Source organism: Streptomyces brevispora (assembly GCF_007829885.1).
In the GTDB taxonomy this organism is placed as follows: Bacteria; Actinomycetota; Actinomycetes; order Streptomycetales; family Streptomycetaceae; genus Streptomyces; species Streptomyces brevispora.
The window spans coordinates 5,231,257-5,249,801 of the sequence record NZ_VIWW01000001.1 but is presented as its reverse complement, the minus strand read 5'-3'; the positions used below and the strand labels follow the sequence as shown (position 1 = coordinate 5,249,801).

18 protein-coding genes are annotated in these 18,545 nt (G+C 71.4%); 2 read left to right on the top strand and 16 right to left on the bottom strand.

Annotated elements, in window-relative coordinates:
- Positions 1-79: 79 nt before the first annotated feature.
- The 15 genes from FHX80_RS24355 to FHX80_RS24285 all read right to left on the bottom strand — a co-directional run bounded on the left by FHX80_RS24355 (position 80) and on the right by FHX80_RS24285 (position 15,906).
- Positions 80-2,725: a polynucleotide kinase-phosphatase gene (locus tag FHX80_RS24355; RefSeq protein ID WP_244318410.1), complete on the bottom strand. Its 2,646-nt coding sequence runs from the start codon at positions 2,723-2,725 to the stop codon at positions 80-82.
- On the bottom strand, positions 2,722-4,197 hold the full coding sequence (locus tag FHX80_RS24350; RefSeq protein WP_145766149.1) for a 3' terminal RNA ribose 2'-O-methyltransferase Hen1: 1,476 nt from the start codon (positions 4,195-4,197) through the stop codon (positions 2,722-2,724). Before FHX80_RS24350 ends, FHX80_RS24355 begins: the two co-directional genes overlap by 4 nt.
- Positions 4,198-4,240: 43 nt before the next feature.
- Positions 4,241-5,161: a homocysteine S-methyltransferase gene (gene mmuM, locus FHX80_RS24345; protein ID WP_145767467.1), complete on the bottom strand. Its 921-nt coding sequence runs from the start codon at positions 5,159-5,161 to the stop codon at positions 4,241-4,243.
- A 167-nt stretch (positions 5,162-5,328) separates the two neighbouring features.
- Positions 5,329-6,252 (bottom strand): LLM class F420-dependent oxidoreductase, encoded by a 924-nt coding sequence (locus FHX80_RS24340; RefSeq protein WP_145766148.1) that lies wholly within the window; start codon positions 6,250-6,252, stop codon positions 5,329-5,331.
- A 98-nt stretch (positions 6,253-6,350) separates the two neighbouring features.
- Positions 6,351-6,887 carry a DUF6099 family protein gene (locus FHX80_RS24335; RefSeq protein ID WP_145766147.1) on the bottom strand — a complete coding sequence of 179 codons (537 nt, stop codon included), beginning with the start codon at positions 6,885-6,887 and terminating at the stop codon, positions 6,351-6,353.
- Positions 6,888-7,011: 124 nt separating this feature from the next.
- Positions 7,012-7,371: a nucleotide pyrophosphohydrolase gene (locus tag FHX80_RS24330; RefSeq protein ID WP_145766146.1), complete on the bottom strand. Its 360-nt coding sequence runs from the start codon at positions 7,369-7,371 to the stop codon at positions 7,012-7,014.
- Positions 7,368-8,648 (bottom strand): AAA family ATPase, encoded by a 1,281-nt coding sequence (locus tag FHX80_RS24325; RefSeq protein WP_244318408.1) that lies wholly within the window; start codon positions 8,646-8,648, stop codon positions 7,368-7,370. Before FHX80_RS24325 ends, FHX80_RS24330 begins: the two co-directional genes overlap by 4 nt.
- A gap of 208 nt (positions 8,649-8,856) precedes the next feature.
- Positions 8,857-9,255 (bottom strand): cell division protein SepF, encoded by a 399-nt coding sequence (locus FHX80_RS24320; RefSeq protein ID WP_145766145.1) that lies wholly within the window; start codon positions 9,253-9,255, stop codon positions 8,857-8,859.
- Between the two features lie 104 nt (positions 9,256-9,359).
- Positions 9,360-10,634, bottom strand: coding sequence for a cytochrome P450 (locus tag FHX80_RS24315; RefSeq protein WP_244318407.1), 1,275 nt, complete (start codon positions 10,632-10,634; stop codon positions 9,360-9,362).
- Positions 10,631-11,245, bottom strand: a complete 615-nt coding sequence (locus tag FHX80_RS24310) for a GTP-binding protein (protein WP_145766144.1) — start codon at positions 11,243-11,245, stop codon at positions 10,631-10,633. Before FHX80_RS24310 ends, FHX80_RS24315 begins: the two co-directional genes overlap by 4 nt.
- The gene (locus tag FHX80_RS24305; RefSeq protein ID WP_145766143.1) at positions 11,223-11,576 is read right to left on the bottom strand and encodes a DUF742 domain-containing protein; all 354 of its coding nucleotides are present in this window, start codon (positions 11,574-11,576) and stop codon (positions 11,223-11,225) included. The genes FHX80_RS24310 and FHX80_RS24305 overlap by 23 nt, the downstream gene beginning before the upstream one ends.
- Positions 11,573-11,998, bottom strand: a complete 426-nt coding sequence (locus FHX80_RS24300; protein WP_145766142.1) for a roadblock/LC7 domain-containing protein — start codon at positions 11,996-11,998, stop codon at positions 11,573-11,575. The genes FHX80_RS24305 and FHX80_RS24300 overlap by 4 nt, the downstream gene beginning before the upstream one ends.
- Positions 11,995-13,428, bottom strand: a complete 1,434-nt coding sequence (locus tag FHX80_RS24295; protein WP_145766141.1) for an ATP-binding protein — start codon at positions 13,426-13,428, stop codon at positions 11,995-11,997. The genes FHX80_RS24300 and FHX80_RS24295 overlap by 4 nt, the downstream gene beginning before the upstream one ends.
- Positions 13,429-13,526: 98 nt before the next feature.
- Positions 13,527-14,525, bottom strand: coding sequence for an MBL fold metallo-hydrolase (locus FHX80_RS24290; protein WP_145766140.1), 999 nt, complete (start codon positions 14,523-14,525; stop codon positions 13,527-13,529).
- A gap of 580 nt (positions 14,526-15,105) precedes the next feature.
- Positions 15,106-15,906, bottom strand: a complete 801-nt coding sequence (locus FHX80_RS24285; protein WP_145766139.1) for a DeoR/GlpR family DNA-binding transcription regulator — start codon at positions 15,904-15,906, stop codon at positions 15,106-15,108.
- Positions 15,907-16,090: 184 nt separating this feature from the next.
- Here FHX80_RS24285 and FHX80_RS24280 point away from each other — a divergent pair, with 184 nt between their 5' ends.
- Entirely contained in the window at positions 16,091-16,975 is an 885-nt protein-coding gene (locus FHX80_RS24280; protein ID WP_145766138.1) for an SIS domain-containing protein, read from the top strand.
- 179 nt (positions 16,976-17,154) lie between these two features.
- A complete protein-coding gene (locus FHX80_RS24275) occupies positions 17,155-17,901 on the top strand; it encodes an acyl-CoA thioester hydrolase/BAAT C-terminal domain-containing protein (protein ID WP_244318405.1) in 747 nt (248 codons plus the stop codon).
- Here the strand turns inward: FHX80_RS24275 and FHX80_RS24270 are convergent.
- Positions 17,883-18,419 carry a hypothetical protein gene (locus FHX80_RS24270; protein ID WP_145766137.1) on the bottom strand — a complete coding sequence of 179 codons (537 nt, stop codon included), beginning with the start codon at positions 18,417-18,419 and terminating at the stop codon, positions 17,883-17,885. The two genes, FHX80_RS24275 and FHX80_RS24270, sit on opposite strands and share 19 nt — an antisense overlap.
- Positions 18,420-18,545 lie beyond the last annotated feature (126 nt).

Sequence of the window (18,545 nt, the reverse complement as noted above, 5' to 3'; positions counted from 1 at the left end):
CCGGTTTCCCCGGTTGTCGCACCGGCACCGTCCGGCGGACCCGGGGGCGTGGCCCCGTTCATGATCCGCCGGACGGGCCCTACAGCCGGGGGTCCACCGGCTCCGACTCCAGCGCCAGCACCGCGAAGACCGCTTCGTGCACCCGCCACAGCGGCTCGCCCTCGGCCAGCCGGTCCAGGGCTTCGAGACCCAGGGCGTACTCACGCAGGGCAAGCGACCGCTTGTGACCGAGGAACCGGCCGCGCAGCCGGTCCAGGTTCTCCGGGCGGGTGTACTCGGGTCCGTAGATGATCCGCAGGTACTCCCGGCCGCGCACCTTGATGCCCGGCTGGACCAGCCGGCCCTTGCCGTCCCTGGCGAACGCCCCGAGCGGCTTGACCACCATGCCCTCGCCGCCGCGGCCGGTCATCTCCCGCCACCAGTCGATGCCGGAGCGGACCGATGCCTCGTCGGCGGTGTCGACGACGAGCCGCCGGGTGACCTGGAGCAGCCCCGTGGGGTCGTGCTCCACCAGCCGGTCCAGCCAGACCAGCTGCTCGTCATGGGGTACGGCGGCGAGCGAGCGGCCCTGCACGGCGAGGATCTGGAACGGCGCCAGCCGCACCCCGTCCAGACCCTCGGTGCTCCAGCAGTAGCGGCGGTAGGCCTCGGTGAACGCGGCCGCGTCCTCGGCCCGGCCCCGCTGCCGGTCGGCGAGCGCGCCGACGTCGATGCCGCGCTCCGCCGCTGCCGCGAGGGCCGCTTCGGCCGCGGGGAAGACGGCGCCCGAGGCGGCGCCGACCGCCGCGTACTGCGAGCGGAGCAGTCCGGCCGCCTTGAGGGACCAGGGCATCAGCTCGGCGTCGAGCAGCACCCAGTCGGTGTCCCACTCCTCCCACAGTCCGGCGGCGGTGACCGCCGCGCGCAGCCGGCCGAGGACGACCTCGGTCAGCGCGGCGTCATCCAGGAACGGGCGTCCGGTGCGGGTGTACAGGGCGCCCGTCGGGCCGCCCCCGCTGCCGGAAGCCGGGGCGGTGTCCCCTGTCCCGAAGCGTTCCCGTGCCACGTCCGCGTCCCGGCAGACCAGGACCACCGCCCGCGAGCCCATGTGCTTCTCCTCGCACACCACCTTGGTCACGCCGTCCGCCCTGTACTGCGCGAACGCCTCGGCCGGATGCTCCAGGTAGCCGTCCTCCTTCGAGGTGGCCGTCGGTGCCATGGTCGGCGGGAGGTAGCCGAGCAGCCGCGGGTCGACGGCGAACCGGCTCATGACCTCCAGCGCGGCCGCCGCGTTCTCCTCGCGCACCGCGATGCGGCCCATGTGCCGGGTCTCCACGACCCGGCGGCCCTGTACATCGGCGAGGTCCAGCGGTCGGCCCTCCCGGCCACCCGGCGCCTCGGTGGTCAGCGGCTTCGCCGGCTCGTACCAGACCTGCTCGGCCGGTACGTCGACGAGCTCGCGCTCCGGCCAGCGCAGCGCGGTCATCTTCCCGCCGAAGACGGCTCCGGTGTCCAGGCAGATGGTGTTGTTGACCCAGGAGGTGGTGGGTACGGGGGTGTGGCCGTAGACGACGGCGGCACGGCCCCGGTAGTCCTGTGCCCACGGGTAACGCACCGGCAGGCCGAACTCGTCGGTCTCGCCGGTGGTGTCGCCGTACAACGCGTGCGAGCGGACCCGCCCGGAGTTGCGCCCGTGGTACTTCTCGGGCAGACCGGCATGGCAGACGACCAGTCTGCCGTCGTCCAGGACGTAGTGGCTGACGAGCCCGTCGATGAACTCCTTGACCTGCTCCCGGAATTCCGGGCCCTTGGCGTCCTCCCGCTCCAGCTGCTCGATGGTCTCCGCGAGTCCATGGGTCTGCTGGACCTTGCGGCCCTTGAGGTAGCGGCCGAGCTTGTTCTCGTGGTTGCCGGGCACGCACAGGGCGTTGCCGGCCGACACCATCGACATCACGCGGCGCAGCACACCGGGGCTGTCGGGGCCGCGGTCGACGAGGTCGCCGACGAAGACGGCCGTGCGCCCTTCGGGGTGGGCCCCGTCCACGTAGCCGAGTTTGCCGAGCAGGGTCTCCAGTTCGGAACTGCAGCCGTGGATGTCGCCGATGATGTCGAAGGGGCCGGTGAGATGACGGAGGTCGTTGTAGCGGCGCTCGCGCACCACTTCGGCGTGCTCGGTCTCCTCCTCGGTGTGCAGGACGTGGACCTTGCGGAAGCCCTCGCGCTCCAGGCCGCGCAGTGAGCGGTGCAGCTCGCGGCGGTGGCGCTGGACGACATGGCGGGGCATGCCGGCGCGGTCCGGTCGGCCCGCGTTGCGTGCGAGGCAGACCGCTTCGGGCAGGTCGAGCACGATCGCGATGGGCAGCACATCGTGCTCCCGAGCCAGTCGCACCAGCTGTCGGCGGCTCTCGGGCTGGACGCTGGTGGCGTCGACGACGGTCAGCCGTCCGGCGGCCAGGCGCTTGCCCGCGATGTAGTGCAGGACGTCGAAGGCGTCCCGGCTGACGCTCTGGTCGTTCTCGTCGTCGGCGACGAGGCCCCGGCAGAAGTCCGAGGAGATGATCTCGGTCGGCTTGAAGTGCCGGTGGGCGAAGGTGGACTTGCCCGAGCCGCTCGCCCCGATGAGGACCACGAGGGAGAGGTCGGTCACCGGCAGGATGCGCGTGGTGCGGGTTCTGGTGCCTCCGCTGGTGCTGTCACTGATGCTGTCGCCGGTACTTCCACCGGGGTTTTCGCTGGTACCGCTCATGCGGCTTTCGCCTCCTTCTCGGTCTCGTCGGTCGTAGTCATGGTGAACACGGCCATCTGGGTGGGCGGCCCGACCTCGGGGTCGTCGGGGCCCACGGGCACGAACTCCACGGCGTACCCGTGCCGGCCTGCCACTTTGCCCGCCCAGTTCCGGAACTCGGCCCGGGTCCATTCGAATCGGTGGTCTCCGTGCCGGACGTGCCCGGCCGGGAGCGTCTCCCAGCGGACGTTGTACTCGACGTTCGGCGTGGTCACCAGCACGGTGCGGGGCCGGGCCGACCCGAACACCGCGTACTCCAGCGCGGGCAGCCGCGGCAGGTCGACATGCTCGATGACCTCGCTCAGCACCGCCGCGTCGTACCCTTTGAGCCGCTTGTCGGTGTACGTGAGCGCGCCCTGCTGAAGCGTCACGCGGGCGGCCTGCCGCTCCCCCATGCGGTCCAGCTTCAGCCGGCGCGAGGCGATGGTGAGGGCGCGCATCGAGACATCCACGCCGACGATCTCCGTGAAACGCTCCTCCTTCAGCAGTGCCTGCACCAACTGGCCCTGTCCGCAGCCCAGGTCGAGCACCCGGCTCGCCCCGGCGCCGCTCAGCGCGGCCAGGATCGCGGTCCGCCTCTGCTCTGCCAGCGGCACCGGCCGCTCCTCGGTGTCGGTCGACTCGTCGACCGCGTTGTCGATGCTCTCGACGTCGAGGTCGTCCGACTCGGCGAGCCGCACCAGTTCCAGCCGCTCCATCGCCTGCCTGGTCAGCCCCCAGCGGCGGGCCAGGTACCGGCTGGTGATCAGCTTCTGCTCGGGGTGATCGGCCAGCCAGCCCTCACCGGCGCGCAGCAGCTTGTCCACCTCGTCCGGCGACACCCAGTAGTGCTTGGCGTCGTCGAGCACCGGCAGCAGGACATACAGCTGCCGCAGCGCGTCCGCCAGCCGCAACTCGCCTTCCAGCACGAGCCGTACGTACCGCGAGTCCCCCCACTCGGGGAACTGCTCGTCCAGCGGTACGGCCACCGCGTCCACCCGCGACCAGCCGAGCGGACCGAAGAGCTTGCGTACCAGTTCGGCACCACCACGGGCCGGCAGGACGGGCACCTCGATCCGCAACGGCAGCGTCTCCTCCGCCCGTTCGGGCATCGCCCGGCAGGTTCCGCCCAGCGCGGACTTGAAGACAGTGCTCATCGCGACGGACAGCAGCGAAGAGGCAGCGTACGGGCGGTCGTTGACGTACTGGGCGAGTGCCGCGTCGGGGGCACCGCCCCGGCCCTTGCCCTTTCCCCGTCGCACCAGCGCCACGGGATCCACCTCCAGCAGCAACGCTGCCGTACAGCGCTCCGTGGACGCCTCGGGATAGAAGACGTGCGCGGTGCCGTGGGAAGTGGGAAACGTCTGCGCCTTCTCCGGATGCTTGTGCAGCAGGAATCCGAGATCGGTGGCGGGACGCTCCGGGGTGCCGGTTGTGCTGATCGTCAGGAACACACATCCGATTATGGTCCGGCTCGCTCCCTCTCACCAGGCATTTTCAGTCCGCCTCCGGATCTTCCGCCTCTCCTTCCGTGTGGTTCGCCGCCGTTACTCCGAGCAGTGCGGCCAGTTCCGCGATGGTGTCCGGACCGACCCGGCAGCAGCCTCCGACCAGCCTCGCACCGGCGGTCTGCCAGGCCCGGACCCGGCCGGGATCGAACGTGGCGCCTCCGGTCCACCCCCGTGTCCCGGCATCCCAGCGCTCGCCGCTGTTCGGATAGACGACGACCGGCTTGCCGGTCACCTCCGCCGCGGTCCGGACCGCCCCGTCCGCGTCGGCCGGATCGCAGCAGTTCACCCCGACCGCCACCACCCCGTCGAGCCCGACGGCAAGACGGAACGCCTCCTCCAGCGGCTGTCCCGCCCGGGTCTCCCCGTCCGCCACGGTGAAGGAGAGCCAGACCGGCAGCCCGCACTCCCCCGCGACCCGCAGCAGCGCCTCCGCCTCATCGGTGTCCGGCACCGTCTCCAGGGCCAGCACATCGGGGCCGGCGGCGGCCAGCGCCTCGATCCGGGGCCGGTGGAAGCGTTCCAGTTCCCGGACCGAGAGCCCGTAGCGGCCCCGGTACTCCGCACCGTCCGCCGTCACCGCCCCGTACGGGCCGACCGAGGCGGCCACCCACACATCCCGCTGTACCGAACCGGCCGCCCGCCGGGCCAGCTCCACACTGCGGGCGAACAGCGCGGCCGCCTCCGCCCGCCCGGTACCGCGCCGCCCGAACCCTTCGAAACTCGCCTGATAACTGGCGGTGATGAGCACCTGCGCACCCGCACCCACATACGCCGTGTGCGCCGCCTCGATCTGGCCGGGCCCGTCGGCGAGCAGCCGGGCGGACCACAACGCGTCGGACAGATCACAGCCCTGCGCCTCCAGTTGGTTGGAGAGGCCACCGTCGAGCAGGACCGTACCCGCCGCCAGGGCGGCGGCAAGCGGCCGGGACGGCGTCCCGGCGAAGGGCCGCCCGTAATCGCGAGCGGAGCCATGGGCCGAATCGCCGGCCGAATCGCGAGCCGAACCACGGTCAAATTCGCGGCCCGGATCGCGGCCGGAATCGCGGGCGGGCTGCACTGCCGTTCCCCTCCCTGTCAGCTGAGCTGGGACTGGACCTGCGACGAGATCAGCTCCAGGTGCGCCAGGTCATCGAGATCCAGTACCTGGAGGTAGATCCGCGAAGCCCCGATGGCCTCGAACCGACCGATCTTGTCGACCACTTCGGCGGGCGAGCCCGCCAGGCCGTTCGCCTTGAGCTCCGCAACGTCCCGCCCGATGACGGCGGCACGACGCGCCACCTCGGCGTCGTCCTTGCCGACGCAGACGACCAGGGCGTTGGAGTACACCAGCTCGTCCGGTCCCCGGCCCGCCGCCTCGGCCGCTTCCCTGACCCGGCCGAACTGCCGCTCACTGTCCTCCAGCGAGGCGAACGGGATGTTGAACTCGTCGGCGTACTTGGCCGCCAGCCGCGGTGTGCGCTTCGCGCCGTGCCCGCCGATCAGCACCGGCACCTTGGCCTGTGCGGGCTTGGGCAGCGCAGGCGAGTCGGTGAGCTGGTAGTACGTGCCGTCGTAGCTGAACGTCTTACCGACCTCGGTCGACCACAGCCCGGTGATGATCTCCAGCTGTTCCTCCAGCCGGCCGAACTTCTCCTGCGGGAACGGGATGCCGTACGCCTTGTGCTCGTCCTCGAACCAGCCAGCTCCCAGGCCCAGTTCGACGCGGCCTCCGGACATCTGGTCGACCTGTGCCACCTGGATGGCGAGCACACCGGGGAGTCGGAACGTCCCCGCCGTCATCAGCGTGCCGAGGCGGATCCGCTTGGTCTCGCGCGCCAGCCCGGCCAGCGTGATCCACGCGTCCGTGGGGCCGGGGAGACCGTCTCCTCCTCCCATGTGCAGGTAGTGATCGGAACGATAGAAGGCATCGAAGCCGAGGTCCTCGGTCGCTTTGGCGACGGTGAGCAGAGTGTCGTAGCTCGCCCCTTGCTGGGGCTCGGTGAAGATTCGAAGATCCATGCATCCATCCTGCACCCCCGGACACCGCTCACCCCTCTCCTGCCCCCTTTCACCCCCGCAGTGTCCGGGGCATCCCCGGCAGCCGGGACGCCGAACTGTCAGCGCCGGCCGGAAGCCGGGCCCGCCGGTCCGTGGAGCACACCGTGGGGGCCGTCCCGCTCCAGGCTGCGCTCCAGATCCTGCTGACGCTCGCGATCCCGCTCGTCGAGCAGCCGGAGCATTCCGTGCACCCGGTCCGTCGACTCGTCGGCGGCGTCGATCGCCTCCATGCACTGCCAGTACAGGCTCTGCTCATCGGTCTCGCACGCCACCCCGACCAGTGCTATCCCCACCTCCCCGAGCAGCGCGCCCAGACCGGTCAGCGCAGCGCGCGGATCAGCGACCTCGGAGAGCTGCGTCGCCCTGGCCACCCCGGCCCGTGCCGCCGGGTGGTCGAGTGCCCCGTTGCTTCTTCCGCCGATCTCGCTGAGGCCTCCTGCCTCGCCCCTTAATTCCTTGGGGCCGCTCGCCGCCAGGCGGCTTCCGACCGCCTGTGCCAGGGCCTGCGCCTGCCAGGCCTCGGCGATGATGTCCGGTGTGCCCCTGCTCTGGGCCAGAGCCCGCCTGATGACTGCTACCAGCCGCTCCGCTTCCATGTGTTGCCCCCGTTCGGTGCGAAACCCGCTCACCTCTTCCATTACCCACAGTGAGGGCGGCGGTACCGAAAGGCCAGGGGATTTCGGAAATCTGTGGACAGCCTGTCGACTGTGAATAAGTTGATCACTCCGAAGAGTGACGATTTCCGTAATCAGTACCCTTCTTGGCCGGGAAGCGCACCTCGTTCCGCTCGATCTTGGCCGCCAGTGCCGCCAGCACATCGATGCCCAGCACTTCGCAGAACTGCAGCAGATACGCGAGGACGTCGGCGACCTCGTCCGACACCCGGTGCGCGGACCGGGGATCGTCCATCACCCGGGCCGACTGTTCCGGCGTCAGCCACTGGAAAATCTCCATGAGTTCGGACGCCTCGACGCTCAGCGCCGACGCCAGATTCTTCGGGGTGTGGTACTGCTCCCAGTCGCGTGCGGCCGCGAATGCGGAGAGCCGTCGTTGCAGGGCGGGTACGTCCAGTTCTGTCACGGCCCCAGGTCTACCACTGCCGCTCCGGCCGTCCTGCGGGCCTGTGCCGCGCCCGATTCCGTCACCGTGCCGAGCAGCCGGACCCGACCGCCGGCCGCCACCGAGGCCGCCGCCGTCAGCAGCTCCCGCGACTGCCGTCCGTCCAGGTCCCGGTCGAACCCGTCGGCCAGCACCGTGAGGGTCTGCAAGGCCGACGGCACCTCGGACTCGGTATCCGCCGGGCCCACGCCCGGGCCCATGAGCAGGGCCACGGCGAGTGCCAGGTACCGCAGTTCGCCGTCGCCGAGCCTCGCCAGCGGGGTGGTGCCTCCGTCACACCGGTCCACGACCGCGTGGACCAGCCCGTCCGCGAGCCGCTCGACGCCGATCCCGGTCACCGGTCGCGCGCATCCGGCGTTGGCGAGCGCGACCAGCCGGGCATGCCGTCGCCCGTACCGGTTGTGCGCGAAATGCAGTACCGCCGCGAGGTTGCCGCAGTCGCGGCGCAGCCGGCCCTCGCCGGCGGGCACCGGTGCCCGCATCCGATGCGGCCTCGGTTCGCAGACGAAGGCCGGGCGCAGCGCCACCACCAGTTGTTCGGCGGCGGCCAGCACTTGTAGCTGGCCCGGTGTCCGGCCCGCGACCCGCAGCGGCAGCAGTGCCGTGCCCAGCCGGTCGTCCGGCAGCTGTTCCCGCGTCACCGGGAGCTCGCCCCCGGTGTGCCAGGCCGCCTGGAGCATCGGCCGTCCCGGATCGCGGAGCGCGGTGCTGAGGAGGGTCTCCCCGGCCAGGGTCAGCCGCTCGCCGACGATCCGGAGGGCGGGCTCGGCCTGGATCGCGAGTTCGAGCCGGACCGGTCCGCCCGGGCCGTCGGCCGTGCACCCGATCCGGAACCCGCGCCGGCCCTGCCGGTCGGCCGCGGCCCGTTCGGGTACGCACCCCGCCGGGTCGGGGAACACCTCGCTGAGCGACGCCCCTGCTGCCAGCCGGGACAGCGCCTCGTAAGCCCGCAGCACACTCGATCCGCCGCTGCCGGACGGGCCGGCGAGCAGGGTGAGCGGGCCCAGCGGCACGACCGTGCCCCGGTGCGCGGCGAAGGCGGAGAGCCGAAGCTCGGTCACGAACGGACCGGCCGAACGCCCGGACCAACGGCCGGTGTCGGAACCGAAGTGGGAGCTGGAGCCGAGGTCGGTGGCGGAACCGAAGTCGGAACCAGCGCCGGTGTCGGATTCGGCCCGGTCCGACGGCCCAGCTCGAACGGGATCGGGCGCAAAGGCGCCTGCGCGGGGTGCGTTCATGCCCCGGACCGTACGCACGGGACCCCCCGGCGAACCGTTCCGCCGGATCGGCCGTCCTTCGATCGGAGTAAGCCGCCACCCGCCCGCATACCGCGCTGTCGATCGGGGTAGCCAGATGCCGCAACCGCTCCCGCCCCAAGCCCACCCGTAGCCCGCACCAAGCCCACAACGGCCCGCTGCGGCCACGTAACGCCGCTCGCGCCGCCCGCTATACCCCTGGCACGCCCGCCGCCGTCACGCCCTCGACCTCCATGCCGATGGGCGACAGCAGGAAGACGTTCCGGTCCACCCGGTGCATTCCGCTGCCCAGCCCGAAGACGACGCCGCTCGTGAAGTCCAGGATCCGCTTGGCCACATCGGATTCGGCGCTGGTCAGATCGAGCAGCACCGGAATCTGTGCGACCAGGTACTCGGCGACCTCGCGTGCGTCCGCGAAGATCTGGACCCGCAGCACCACCATGCGCCGCTGCTCGGCGCTCTCCTGTTCGTCCGGGACCGTGCGGTGGTCCACCCGGGAGGGCCACTCGTTGCGACTGCGCAGCGGCACGACCTGGGCCAGTCCCTCCCACTGCTCGTCGGTGACGTCATACCTGTCGTACCTGCTCACCGGACCACCCCGTCTGTGCATCGGTTGGCGTTGCGCCGGCTGCGCTCACTGTTCATCGGGCAATTCTCTCGCCCCTCACCCGTTCGGCGTACCAGCGACACGGCTCAGGTGCTGATCGACACCGCCGAAGTGCTGCCGGACGCGGCCGCGGGGCGCTCGTCCGGGTCAGTGGTCACCGTTGTGTCGAGCGGTGTGAAACGTACCGGGAGATGCACCAGGGCACGGTGGAACGGGCCGGGTCGCCACAACAGATCACTCACCGGAACGACCAGTTCCGCATCGCACAGCTGGCTGGTGAGCTGCTCGATCGCGGTCGTCGCGATGAGCAGCGCGGGCTGCTTCGCGGGGCACCGGTGCGGGCCCGCGGACCAGGCGAGGTGGGCGCTGGCTCCGGAGCGGACCCCCGCGTCCGGGATGGCCTGTTCGGACTGGGTGTTGGCGGCCCCGAAGGAGACCAGGACCAGCTGTCCGGCGTGCAGCCGGACGCCGTGGAACTCGGTGTCGTGGCGCGGGTAGTGCGCGGCCAGGTTGGCAATCGGCGGGTCCTGCCACAGGACCTCGTTGATCGCCTCGTGCGCGGTCATCGCTCCCCCGTGCAGCGAGCCCGCGTACCGCTCGTCGGTGAGCATGTGCAGGGTGGCGATGCCGATCAGGTTGGTCGTGGGGGCGTGGCCGGCACTCATCACCAGGGTGATCTGGCGGACGGTCTCGTCGTTGTCGAGACGGGCCGGGTGAGCCAGGAGGTACGAGGTCAGATCGCGGCGCGGCCGGGCGCGCCGGTCGGCGACGAGGCGGGTGACGACATCGACGAGGTCGGCGTACGCGGTGGCGGCGCCCTGCGCCGAGTCCATCATGCCGCCGATGCCGTCGACGATCCGTTCGCCGTCGTCGGGGGCGACGCCGAACCACTTGACGAAGACGTGCAGCGGGAGCTGCCGGGCGTACTGGGCGATGAGGTCACCGGTGCCGGTGGCGGCGAACTCGCCGATGAGCTGCTTGGCGACCCTGGCCACATCCGCGCGCAGGATGTGCGGTTCGATCAGCGCGAGGGTGTCGTTGATGGCGTCGCGGTAGCGGGCGTGCTCGTCGCCGTCGCTGAACAGCGCGGTGGGGCGGTGGCCGAGCATGGGCAGCACCGGCGAGTCCGGCGGGATCGTGGCCTGCCAGGCGCGGGGGTCCTTGCTGAAGGTGTGGGTGTCGCGCAGCAGGTCGACGGCCGCCTGGTAGTCGATGACCAGCATCGCATCGACGCCGGGGGCGATCCGGACCGGCGCCAGGGGGCCGTGTTCGCGCAGCCTGCGGTAGTGGACGTGCGGGTCGGCCGCGAAGTCGGGGCCGTACAGCGCAAGGGGCTGCGGTGGCTGTACGAACGATGTCATGACGGGTCCTCGGGTTGCGGCAGTCGGGTCAGCGCGTGCTCGGCCAGTGCGATCAGGGCGTCGATGCTGCCGCGGCGTTCCCGGGCATCGCACTGGATCAGCGGAGTCCCGGGGGCAAGGTCGAGGTGTTTGCGCAGGACCTCGTCGCTGTGGCCCGGCGCGTCGGGGAAGCAGTTGACCGCGACGGCGTACGGCAGTCCCTGTTCCTCCACCATGTCCATGACCGCGAAGGAGTCGCCGAGCCGCCGGGTGTCCACCAGGACGAGCGCGCCCAGCGCCCCGCGCGCGATGTCCTCCCACAGCGGCAGGAACCGCTCCTGGCCGGGCGTACCGAACATGTAGAGCACCAGGTCGTCCGGGACGGTGAGACGTCCGAAGTCGATGGCGACCGTGGTGGTGGTCTTGTCGGGGAGTCCGGCGGTGTTGTCGAGCAGGGTGCTGGACTGGGTCATCGCCTCCTCGGTGTGGAGCGTGGGTATTTCCGAGAGCGTACGGATCAGGGTCGTCTTGCCCACGCCGAAGGGACCCGTGACGACGAGCTTCATCAGGGTCCGGGCGGCAGCGGGCAGATATCCGATGCCGGTCCGGTCAGTGGAGGGAGCGGAGTCCAACGAGCAGCCTCTCGACGAGCGACCGGTCGATCTCCCCGGCACTGGGTATCGGCGGTCGGGTGAGCAGAAGTGCGGCGGCCGCGAGGTCCGTGGCCAGGAATACGGTGGCGCTGACCGGCAGGTCCAGGTGGGCCGCGCACTCGACGACGGTGAGCGCGCCCGGTTCCAGCAGTTCGCACAGCCGGCGCTGTTCCGAGCCGGTGTCCGGGGGCAGGGCCGTGTCGGTGCGTACGAGTACGGCGAGGCGGTCGAGCGCGGGGCCGGCGGGCCGGGACCGGCCGCCGGTGACCAGATAGGCGGGGATCAGACGGCGTCCCGGTCCGGCGCTCATGGTCGGGCGGCGGTGTCCGGTTGACGTGCGGGCGCGTGCATCGCCCGGGTCAGCGCGGTGACCTGAACCTGCATCTGGTACGCGATGTCGCCGAGTTTGGCGCCGGGTTCGGCGAACAGGGCGAGTGTGGTGTTGTTCCCCGCCGGTACGACGACGGCGAAGCCCAGGTCGGACTCGACGACCGTCTGGGCCAGTTGCGGGTTCTCGACGTCGGTGAACGCCGTGGTGAAGGCGCGTGCCGCGGCGTGCAGCGTGGCCGTCATGGCGGCGACCCGTTCGCCGGACGCCCGGTCGAGGCCGGGTGAGGCGCCCTCGATGAGGCCGTCACCGGTGGCGACCACGGCATGCTGGACTCCGGGCAGTTCCAGCAGCGGGGTCAGCACCCATGCGAGGTCGCCGGTGGTGGGGCTGGGGGCGCTCACGTCTCGTCGTCTCCTTGGTCGTCCTGGTCACCCAGGTGGTCGTGGCCGTCCGAATCCGGTGCGGGGGCCCGCCCGGCGACGCTCCTGCCGTTGAGAGTGCCCTGTTGGAGGGCTGCCCAGGAAGACTCGGCCTGCTCCGGTGTACGGGGCACCTGTCCGGTGGCTGGTACGGCGGCGGCTGCCCTGGAGGCGACCGCCGCCGGGCGGGGCGTGCGCCGGCGCCTGCTGGGCAGGCCCGTCGGCTCCGCGGCGTCGCTCTCCGGCGGGTCCTGCGCGGGAGCCGCCGGGGCCGCGAAGTCTGCCGTGGCCGCTGGGGTTTTGGGAGCCGCCGATGCTGCGGGGGCCGTGGGCGCGGCCTGGTCCGCCGCGGTGGGGTGTGCGGATACGGGCGTCGGTGCCAGGGCGGACAGGGTCCGGTCTTCCTTCAGCACGGTGAGCAGATGGGCGGGGACGCGCAGGATCGTCCGCATGCCGCCGAACGGCGACGCCTCGATGTGGCAGTGGAAGCCGTACTGCACCACGAGGCGGCCGACGACCGCGAAGCCGGTCTGCGGCGGGTCACCCAGCTCGGTCAGCAGCACCTCGGCGGGGCCCGCCAGGAGTGCGCGGGCCCGGTCGAGCGCGTCCTCGTCCATGCCGATGCCCGCGTCGTCGACGACCACGAACGCGCCCCGGCCGCCGCTCTGCTGGAGCGTCACCGTCACATCGGTGTCGGGGTGCGAGTACGCGGTGGCGTTGGCCAGCAGCTCGGCGAGCGCGATCGCGAGAGGTTCGGCGGCCCTGGCGGCGAGCGCGATCCGCTCCTCGCGCAGATGGTTGGCCACCTTGATCCGCTCGTAGCCCGCGACGCGGGACTGGGCACCGAGCACGATCTCGACGAGCGGTGAGTTCTGCCGGGCGAGGCCGGGCCAGGCGTCGCACAGCACGGCGGTGGACTGGGTTCGGCGCAGGGCCAGTTCGTTGCGGAAGTCCAGTTGCAGGATGCGTGGGTCGTCGTACTCGTGCTGGAGCTCGTGCAGCAGCTGCTGGGACTGGTTGAGCAGCGACTGGATCTTGGCCGAGGTGCCGCGCATCGCCGCGCGGGCGGCCGCGTCGACGCGCTGCCGTTCCTCGAGGACGGCGTCCCGGGCGGCCTGTACGGCTTCGGTGAGCAGCCGGGCGGAGTCGCCGTCCACCTCGGCCGCCTCCCGCAGTCCGGGAACCTGGGCACTGGGGTGGGAGAGGGCGACCGCGACGGCCGGAATCCGCTTGTGGGCCAGTTGCCGGATCTCGTCGACGAGGGCGGCGGTACGGGCCTCGGCGGCCCTCATCTGCCGTTCGGCCACCTCGTAGTGGGCCACGGCGACCTGTTCCGAGCGGGCTGACCCGTACGAGCGTGCCTGCGCCACCACGGCGGCTATGACGGCGATCACCGCCACGATCCATCCCATGCCGTTACCGCATTTCTGTCGTCGGGTCGGTCCCCCGGCCGAGGCGGCGGTGGAGGATCAGGCGGATGTCGGGTCCTGCGCGGCGGCGGGCCGGGCGGTCACTCCGCCGCGCCTGCCGGCTCACCGGCCTGCTCCACTTCTTGCGCCAGCACGGCCACCTCGGTCATCACCTGGAGCACCCCGGGCAGTTCGGAGCCGTCGAGCTGCCGGTACTCGCTGCCGATCGTCACCACCAGCCGCTCGGGGAGCCCGAGTTCGGGGTGCCGGCCCTCGCCGATCACCCGGCGGGCCGCCTCCGGGGCGGGTACCCCGGCGGCGTGGAAGGCGTGGGCGCGCTCCCGTACGTACTCCAGATAGACGATGTGGTCGCGTACCCCGGCCCGGTCCAGGACCGGCCCGTGACCCGGCACGACGGTCTCGGCTCCGGTGGCCAGAACCTGTTCGCAGGCCGCGATCACATTGCTCAGCGGGCCCGCCCAGTGGATCGGGTGGTCCCCCGGCTGCCGGGGTGTCGAGGAGAAGATGATGTCGCCGCTGAACACGGTGCTCTGGGCGGGCAGGTGGACCATCAGGTCACCCGTGGTGTGCGCGGACGGCAGGGCCGTGAGCTGGACGGGGTACTCCCCCAGGGTCAGTTCCAGCTCCCCGGTGAAGTAGGTGGTCGGCTGGACCGGTTCGGTCTGCGACCAGTCGAACGGGCCGAAGTGACGCCCGAGGTAGGCGCCGAGCGGGCCGGCCGGATCACTGCCGTTGACCAGTGCGTGCTGCTGCTTCGGAGTGGGCTCGTAGTGAATGTGCTCCCGGGCCTCGCGGGTCACGATGATCTCCACGTCCGGGAGCACGCCCGCGCCCCAGAAGTGGTCGCCGTTGGCGTGCGTGACGATCACCCGGTCGATGGATACGCCGTCGGGCAGCCGCTTCGTGCTCTCGGCCAGGAACTGGCCCGCCAGCACCGCGTCGTACGGGGTGTCGATCCAGAGCGCGCTGCGGGGTGAGACGAGAAGCCCGCAGTTGGCCAGACCCCAGCCACGCTTCGGCGGGAGCCACGCGTACAGGCCCCTGCCCAGGTCAACGACATCCCCACCCGTGATCGACATGGACGCGATTATGCCGATCGCATTCCGGTCGTGCGTTCGAACCCGGCCACAACAGCCTCTCATTGGCTTGAAATCGCCGCTCCATCGCGCTCGGGGCCGTCGGCCGGTGACCGTACGAGAACTCCGCGGCCGCCTCCCTCGCGGAACCATCCGGATGATCCGGCGGATATCACCCGGACGACCGCTGCCACGTCGCCGTTGCACAGTGGGCGACCGTCAAACCAGAACAGGCCGATTACCCACCGAGCATGGCTGAAAACAGACGCGGAAAGGTCCTAGGAGGAACCACTGAGAGCGACCTACCGAAGGCTCAGGCGCACCGCCCGTGACGGGCGGTGTCCACGGCGTCCCAGCAGGTCGCGGGCACGCCCCACCGCCGCGCCCGCACGATCGCGCACCCGGCCACCGGATGCCCGGTCCCGTTTGATCATGCACATATCGGCGCACGTTCCAGCATGCCGGAACACGGTCGGGGGCACACAGAACGGCGGGCCGCCACACCCTTCGGGTGGGACGGCCCGCCGTTAGGACCATCGCGGACGGCTCGAACGGTTCAGGCGGCCTGGACGGTTCAAACCGTTCAGACAGCGATGACCGTGATACCGGCCTCGGTGAAGCGGGCGGTCGCCTCCGGCGTGATCCCCTCGTCGGTGACCAGGAAGTCGACCAGGTCGAGGTCGCAGACCCGGGCGAACGCCCGCTTGCCGATCTTCGAGGAGTCGGCCGCCACCACCACCCGCTGAGCCTGCTGGGCGAGCAGCCGGTTGATGCTGGCCTCGCCCTCGTGGTGGACGTACGCACCGCCTTCGGTGTCGATGGCATTGACACCCAGCACGGCGACATCCAGCGTGATCTCGCCCAGCACGCCGCTGGCCAGCGGGCCCGTCAGCTCGTATGACTGCGGCCTGGCCACCCCGCCGGTCACCACGATCTTGATCTGCGGCCGGATCACCAGTTCGTTGGCGATGTTGAGGGCATTGGTGACCACCGTCAGCGTCGGCTGGCCGGCCGCCCCGGCCGCGCCGTCCCCCACCAGGTCCGGGCGCAGGGCGAGCGAGCGGGCCACCTCGGTGATGGTGGTTCCGCCGGTCAGCCCCACCACTTCGCCGGCCGCGACCAGTTCGGCGACGGCGCGGCCGATGGCTTGCTTCTCCGGGGCGTTGCGCCCCGTCTTGTAACGCAGCGCCAGCTCGTAACTGACACCGTGCGCCACCGCGCCGCCCCGCGTGCGGGTGAGCAGTTGCTGCTCGGCGAGCTGGTCCAGATCGCGGCGGATGGTCGCGGCCGAGACAGCAAGCGTCCTGGCGGCGTCCTCGACGTCCACCCGGCCGTGCTTACCGACGAGTTCCAGCAGTGCGCTCCACCGGGAATCCCTGGACAAGTGAACTCTCCTCACAGATCCGGCCTGCGGGCACCCATCCCCTTGGGTGCGATCCCGGACTCGCGCAAGCGTCGCACAAGGCCTCGGCGAGTCAAGTCCACTGCAAGAAGAATGCTTGATAATGCTTGCACATCCCGTATAACGTGCGTTAAAGAGCATCCCGCCACGAGTACGGAGCGCAAAAGTGTCATTTGTCGAGATCGAGACAGCCAGTCAGCCGGACTGCTGGCGCCGTGCCGCGGATCTGGCACAGAGCCAGGCGGCCGTCCTGCCCGCGACCGGCGAGCGCATCGCCGTGGTCGGCTGCGGCACCTCGTTCTACATGGCTCAGGCATACGCCTCGCTCCGTGAGGGCTCCGGGCAGGGCGAGTCCGATGCCTTCGCCGCCTCGGAGTTCCCGTTCGGCCGCAGCTACGACCGGGTCGTCGCCCTCACCCGCTCCGGCACCACGACCGAGGTGCTCGAACTCCTCGACCGGCTGCGTGGCGTCGTCCCGACGGTGGCGATCACCGCCGACCCGCAGACCCAGGTGATGACGTCCGCGGACGCGGTCGTGGTCCTCGACTTCGCCGACGAGCAGTCCGTCGTGCAGACCCGGTTCGCCACCACTCTGCTGACGCTGCTGCGTGCCCACCTCGGTCTGCACACCGACGCCGTGGTCCGCGACGCGGAGACCGCGCTGGCCGAGCCGCTGCCCGAAGGGCTCCTGGACTGCACCCAGTTCACCTTCCTGGGCCGCGGCTGGACGGCGGGTCTCGCCAACGAGGCCGCGCTGAAGATGAAGGAGGCCTCGCTGTCCTGGACGGAGGCGTACGCCGCGATGGAGTACCGCCACGGCCCCATCAGCATCGCCACCGCGGGCACCGCGACCTGGATGTTCGGCACTGCCCCCGAGGGCCTGCGCGAGCAGGTCCTGGCGACCGGCGCCCGCTGGGTGGAGAGCGGCCTGGACCCGCTGGCCGAGCTGGTCCGCGTCCAGCGCCTGGCCGTCGCCCGCGCCGTCGCCGGTGGCCTGGACCCGGACAGCCCGCGCCACCTGACCCGTTCGGTGGTGCTGGCCGACGCCTGAGCACGTGCCGGACATCGTTGAGAGCAGCGTGCACTCCGGACGACCGGACGACGGCGCCGATCCGTGGACAGGCTTCCGCGCCGCGCCCGCGGGCGGCAGCGGCGTCGGGGTGCTCGTGCTCTCCGGGTCCAGCGGGCGGATTCGAGGAGGAGCGGTGCCGGCTGCCGGCCCGGGAGGGCATGACCGCCCTCTCGATCCGCTGGTTCGGCGCCCCTGAGCAGCCACCGGGCATCTGCGAAGTCCCGCTGGAGACCTTCGTGTCCGCGCTCGACCGGCTCCGCGCCGAGGGGGCCCGCCGCATCGGTGTGCTGGGGGTCTCCAGGGGTGCCGAGGAAGCGCTGCACCTGTCCGTCCGCCACCCCGGCATCGACGCCGTGGTGGCGCTCTCGCCCACCTCGGTGACCTGGGCGAACGTCGGCCCCGGCCGGGACGGGCTGACGGTGCCTCACCGGTCCTCCCGGACGTGGCAGGGGCAGCCGTTGCCGTTCGTCCCCTACGACTCCGCCTGGACTGCGTCCGAGCCCGAGGGCACCCCGGTCTCGATCCTCGGCTGGTACGAACAGAGCCTGCGGGCCTTCGCCGACCGGGTGCCGGCCGCGGCCATCGCGGTGGAGAGGTCCGCCGCCGAACTCGTGCTGGTGGCGGGCCGGGACGATCTGATGTGGCCCTCGCCGCGGTACGCCGAGGAGCCGGCCGCCCGTCGAAGGGCGGCCGGCCTCCCCGTCCGGCTGGTCACCCGCGCCGACGCGGGACACCGGCCGCGGCTGCCCGGCGAGGGCCCCGCGCCCGTGTCCGGCGCCATTCGGCACGGTGGTTCACCCGGGGCCGACGCGGCACTCGGAGCGGCCGCCCGGCCGCACGCGCTCAACGCACTGCTCGGCGCGGGTGCGGCCACGCCGGCCGCCGGTCAGGACTCCTCGAAGTAGGCGTCCAGGACCGCGTCGAAGCCTTCCGTCCACTCCTTCAGGCTGCTCCTGGCCGCGGCCTCCACCTCGGCGTTGAACCAACGGCTGGTCGACATGTGGACCGTGATCGTGAACCGGCGGCCGAACCGGGCCGGCTTCAACTCCACCGCGCCGATCTCGTCCCAGCGGAAGTCCGCCTCCTGGTCGTCCAGCGTGAAACGGATGCCCTCACGGTCCGCGGCGATCGAGCCGCGGCGGTCGCTCACCTCGAACGCGGGACCGTCCTCGCCCTTGTTCTCCTTCTCGTCCTCCTCGTCCGCCGCCTCGGGGACGGCCTCGCCGTCGGGCTCCGTGTCCTCGGACATGACCTCCGCTGCGGCATCGCCGGACGCGACGTCCTCGGGTGCGGGCTCCTCGGTCCGCTCCGGCTCCTCGTCCGCCTTTCCGGTGGCTCGGGGGGCCGTGAGACCAGGGATGTACGCCGGGTCTGTCCCTGCGGCGTACGCGGGCTGAGTGTTCGGATCTATGCGCTGCTCCACGGCGGGCAGTATGGCCGACGAACCTGTACGGGGCCAGTGAGCCCGTGTTCACCCGCTCCCGCTCGTGCCCGCCGGAGCGGATGGACAGGGGGGCGGGGCGGACCCGCTGAAACGGTCCGCCCCGCC

What these genes read in the sequence shown, in the direction of transcription:
- FHX80_RS24355 (WP_244318410.1), bottom strand. Translation starts at nt 2,725, where the DNA reads ATGAGCGGTACCAGCGAAAACCCCGGTGGAAGTACCGGCGACAGCATC.
- FHX80_RS24340 (WP_145766148.1), bottom strand. Translation starts at nt 6,252, where the DNA reads ATGGATCTTCGAATCTTCACCGAGCCCCAGCAAGGGGCGAGCTACGAC.
- FHX80_RS24335 (WP_145766147.1), bottom strand. Translation starts at nt 6,887, where the DNA reads ATGGAAGCGGAGCGGCTGGTAGCAGTCATCAGGCGGGCTCTGGCCCAG.
- FHX80_RS24325 (WP_244318408.1), bottom strand. Translation starts at nt 8,648, where the DNA reads ATGAACGCACCCCGCGCAGGCGCCTTTGCGCCCGATCCCGTTCGAGCT.
- FHX80_RS24315 (WP_244318407.1), bottom strand. Translation starts at nt 10,634, where the DNA reads ATGACATCGTTCGTACAGCCACCGCAGCCCCTTGCGCTGTACGGCCCC.
- FHX80_RS24305 (WP_145766143.1), bottom strand. Translation starts at nt 11,576, where the DNA reads ATGAGCGCCGGACCGGGACGCCGTCTGATCCCCGCCTATCTGGTCACC.
- FHX80_RS24295 (WP_145766141.1), bottom strand. Translation starts at nt 13,428, where the DNA reads ATGGGATGGATCGTGGCGGTGATCGCCGTCATAGCCGCCGTGGTGGCG.
- FHX80_RS24290 (WP_145766140.1), bottom strand. Translation starts at nt 14,525, where the DNA reads ATGTCGATCACGGGTGGGGATGTCGTTGACCTGGGCAGGGGCCTGTAC.
- FHX80_RS24275 (WP_244318405.1), top strand. Translation starts at nt 17,155, where the DNA reads ATGACCGCCCTCTCGATCCGCTGGTTCGGCGCCCCTGAGCAGCCACCG.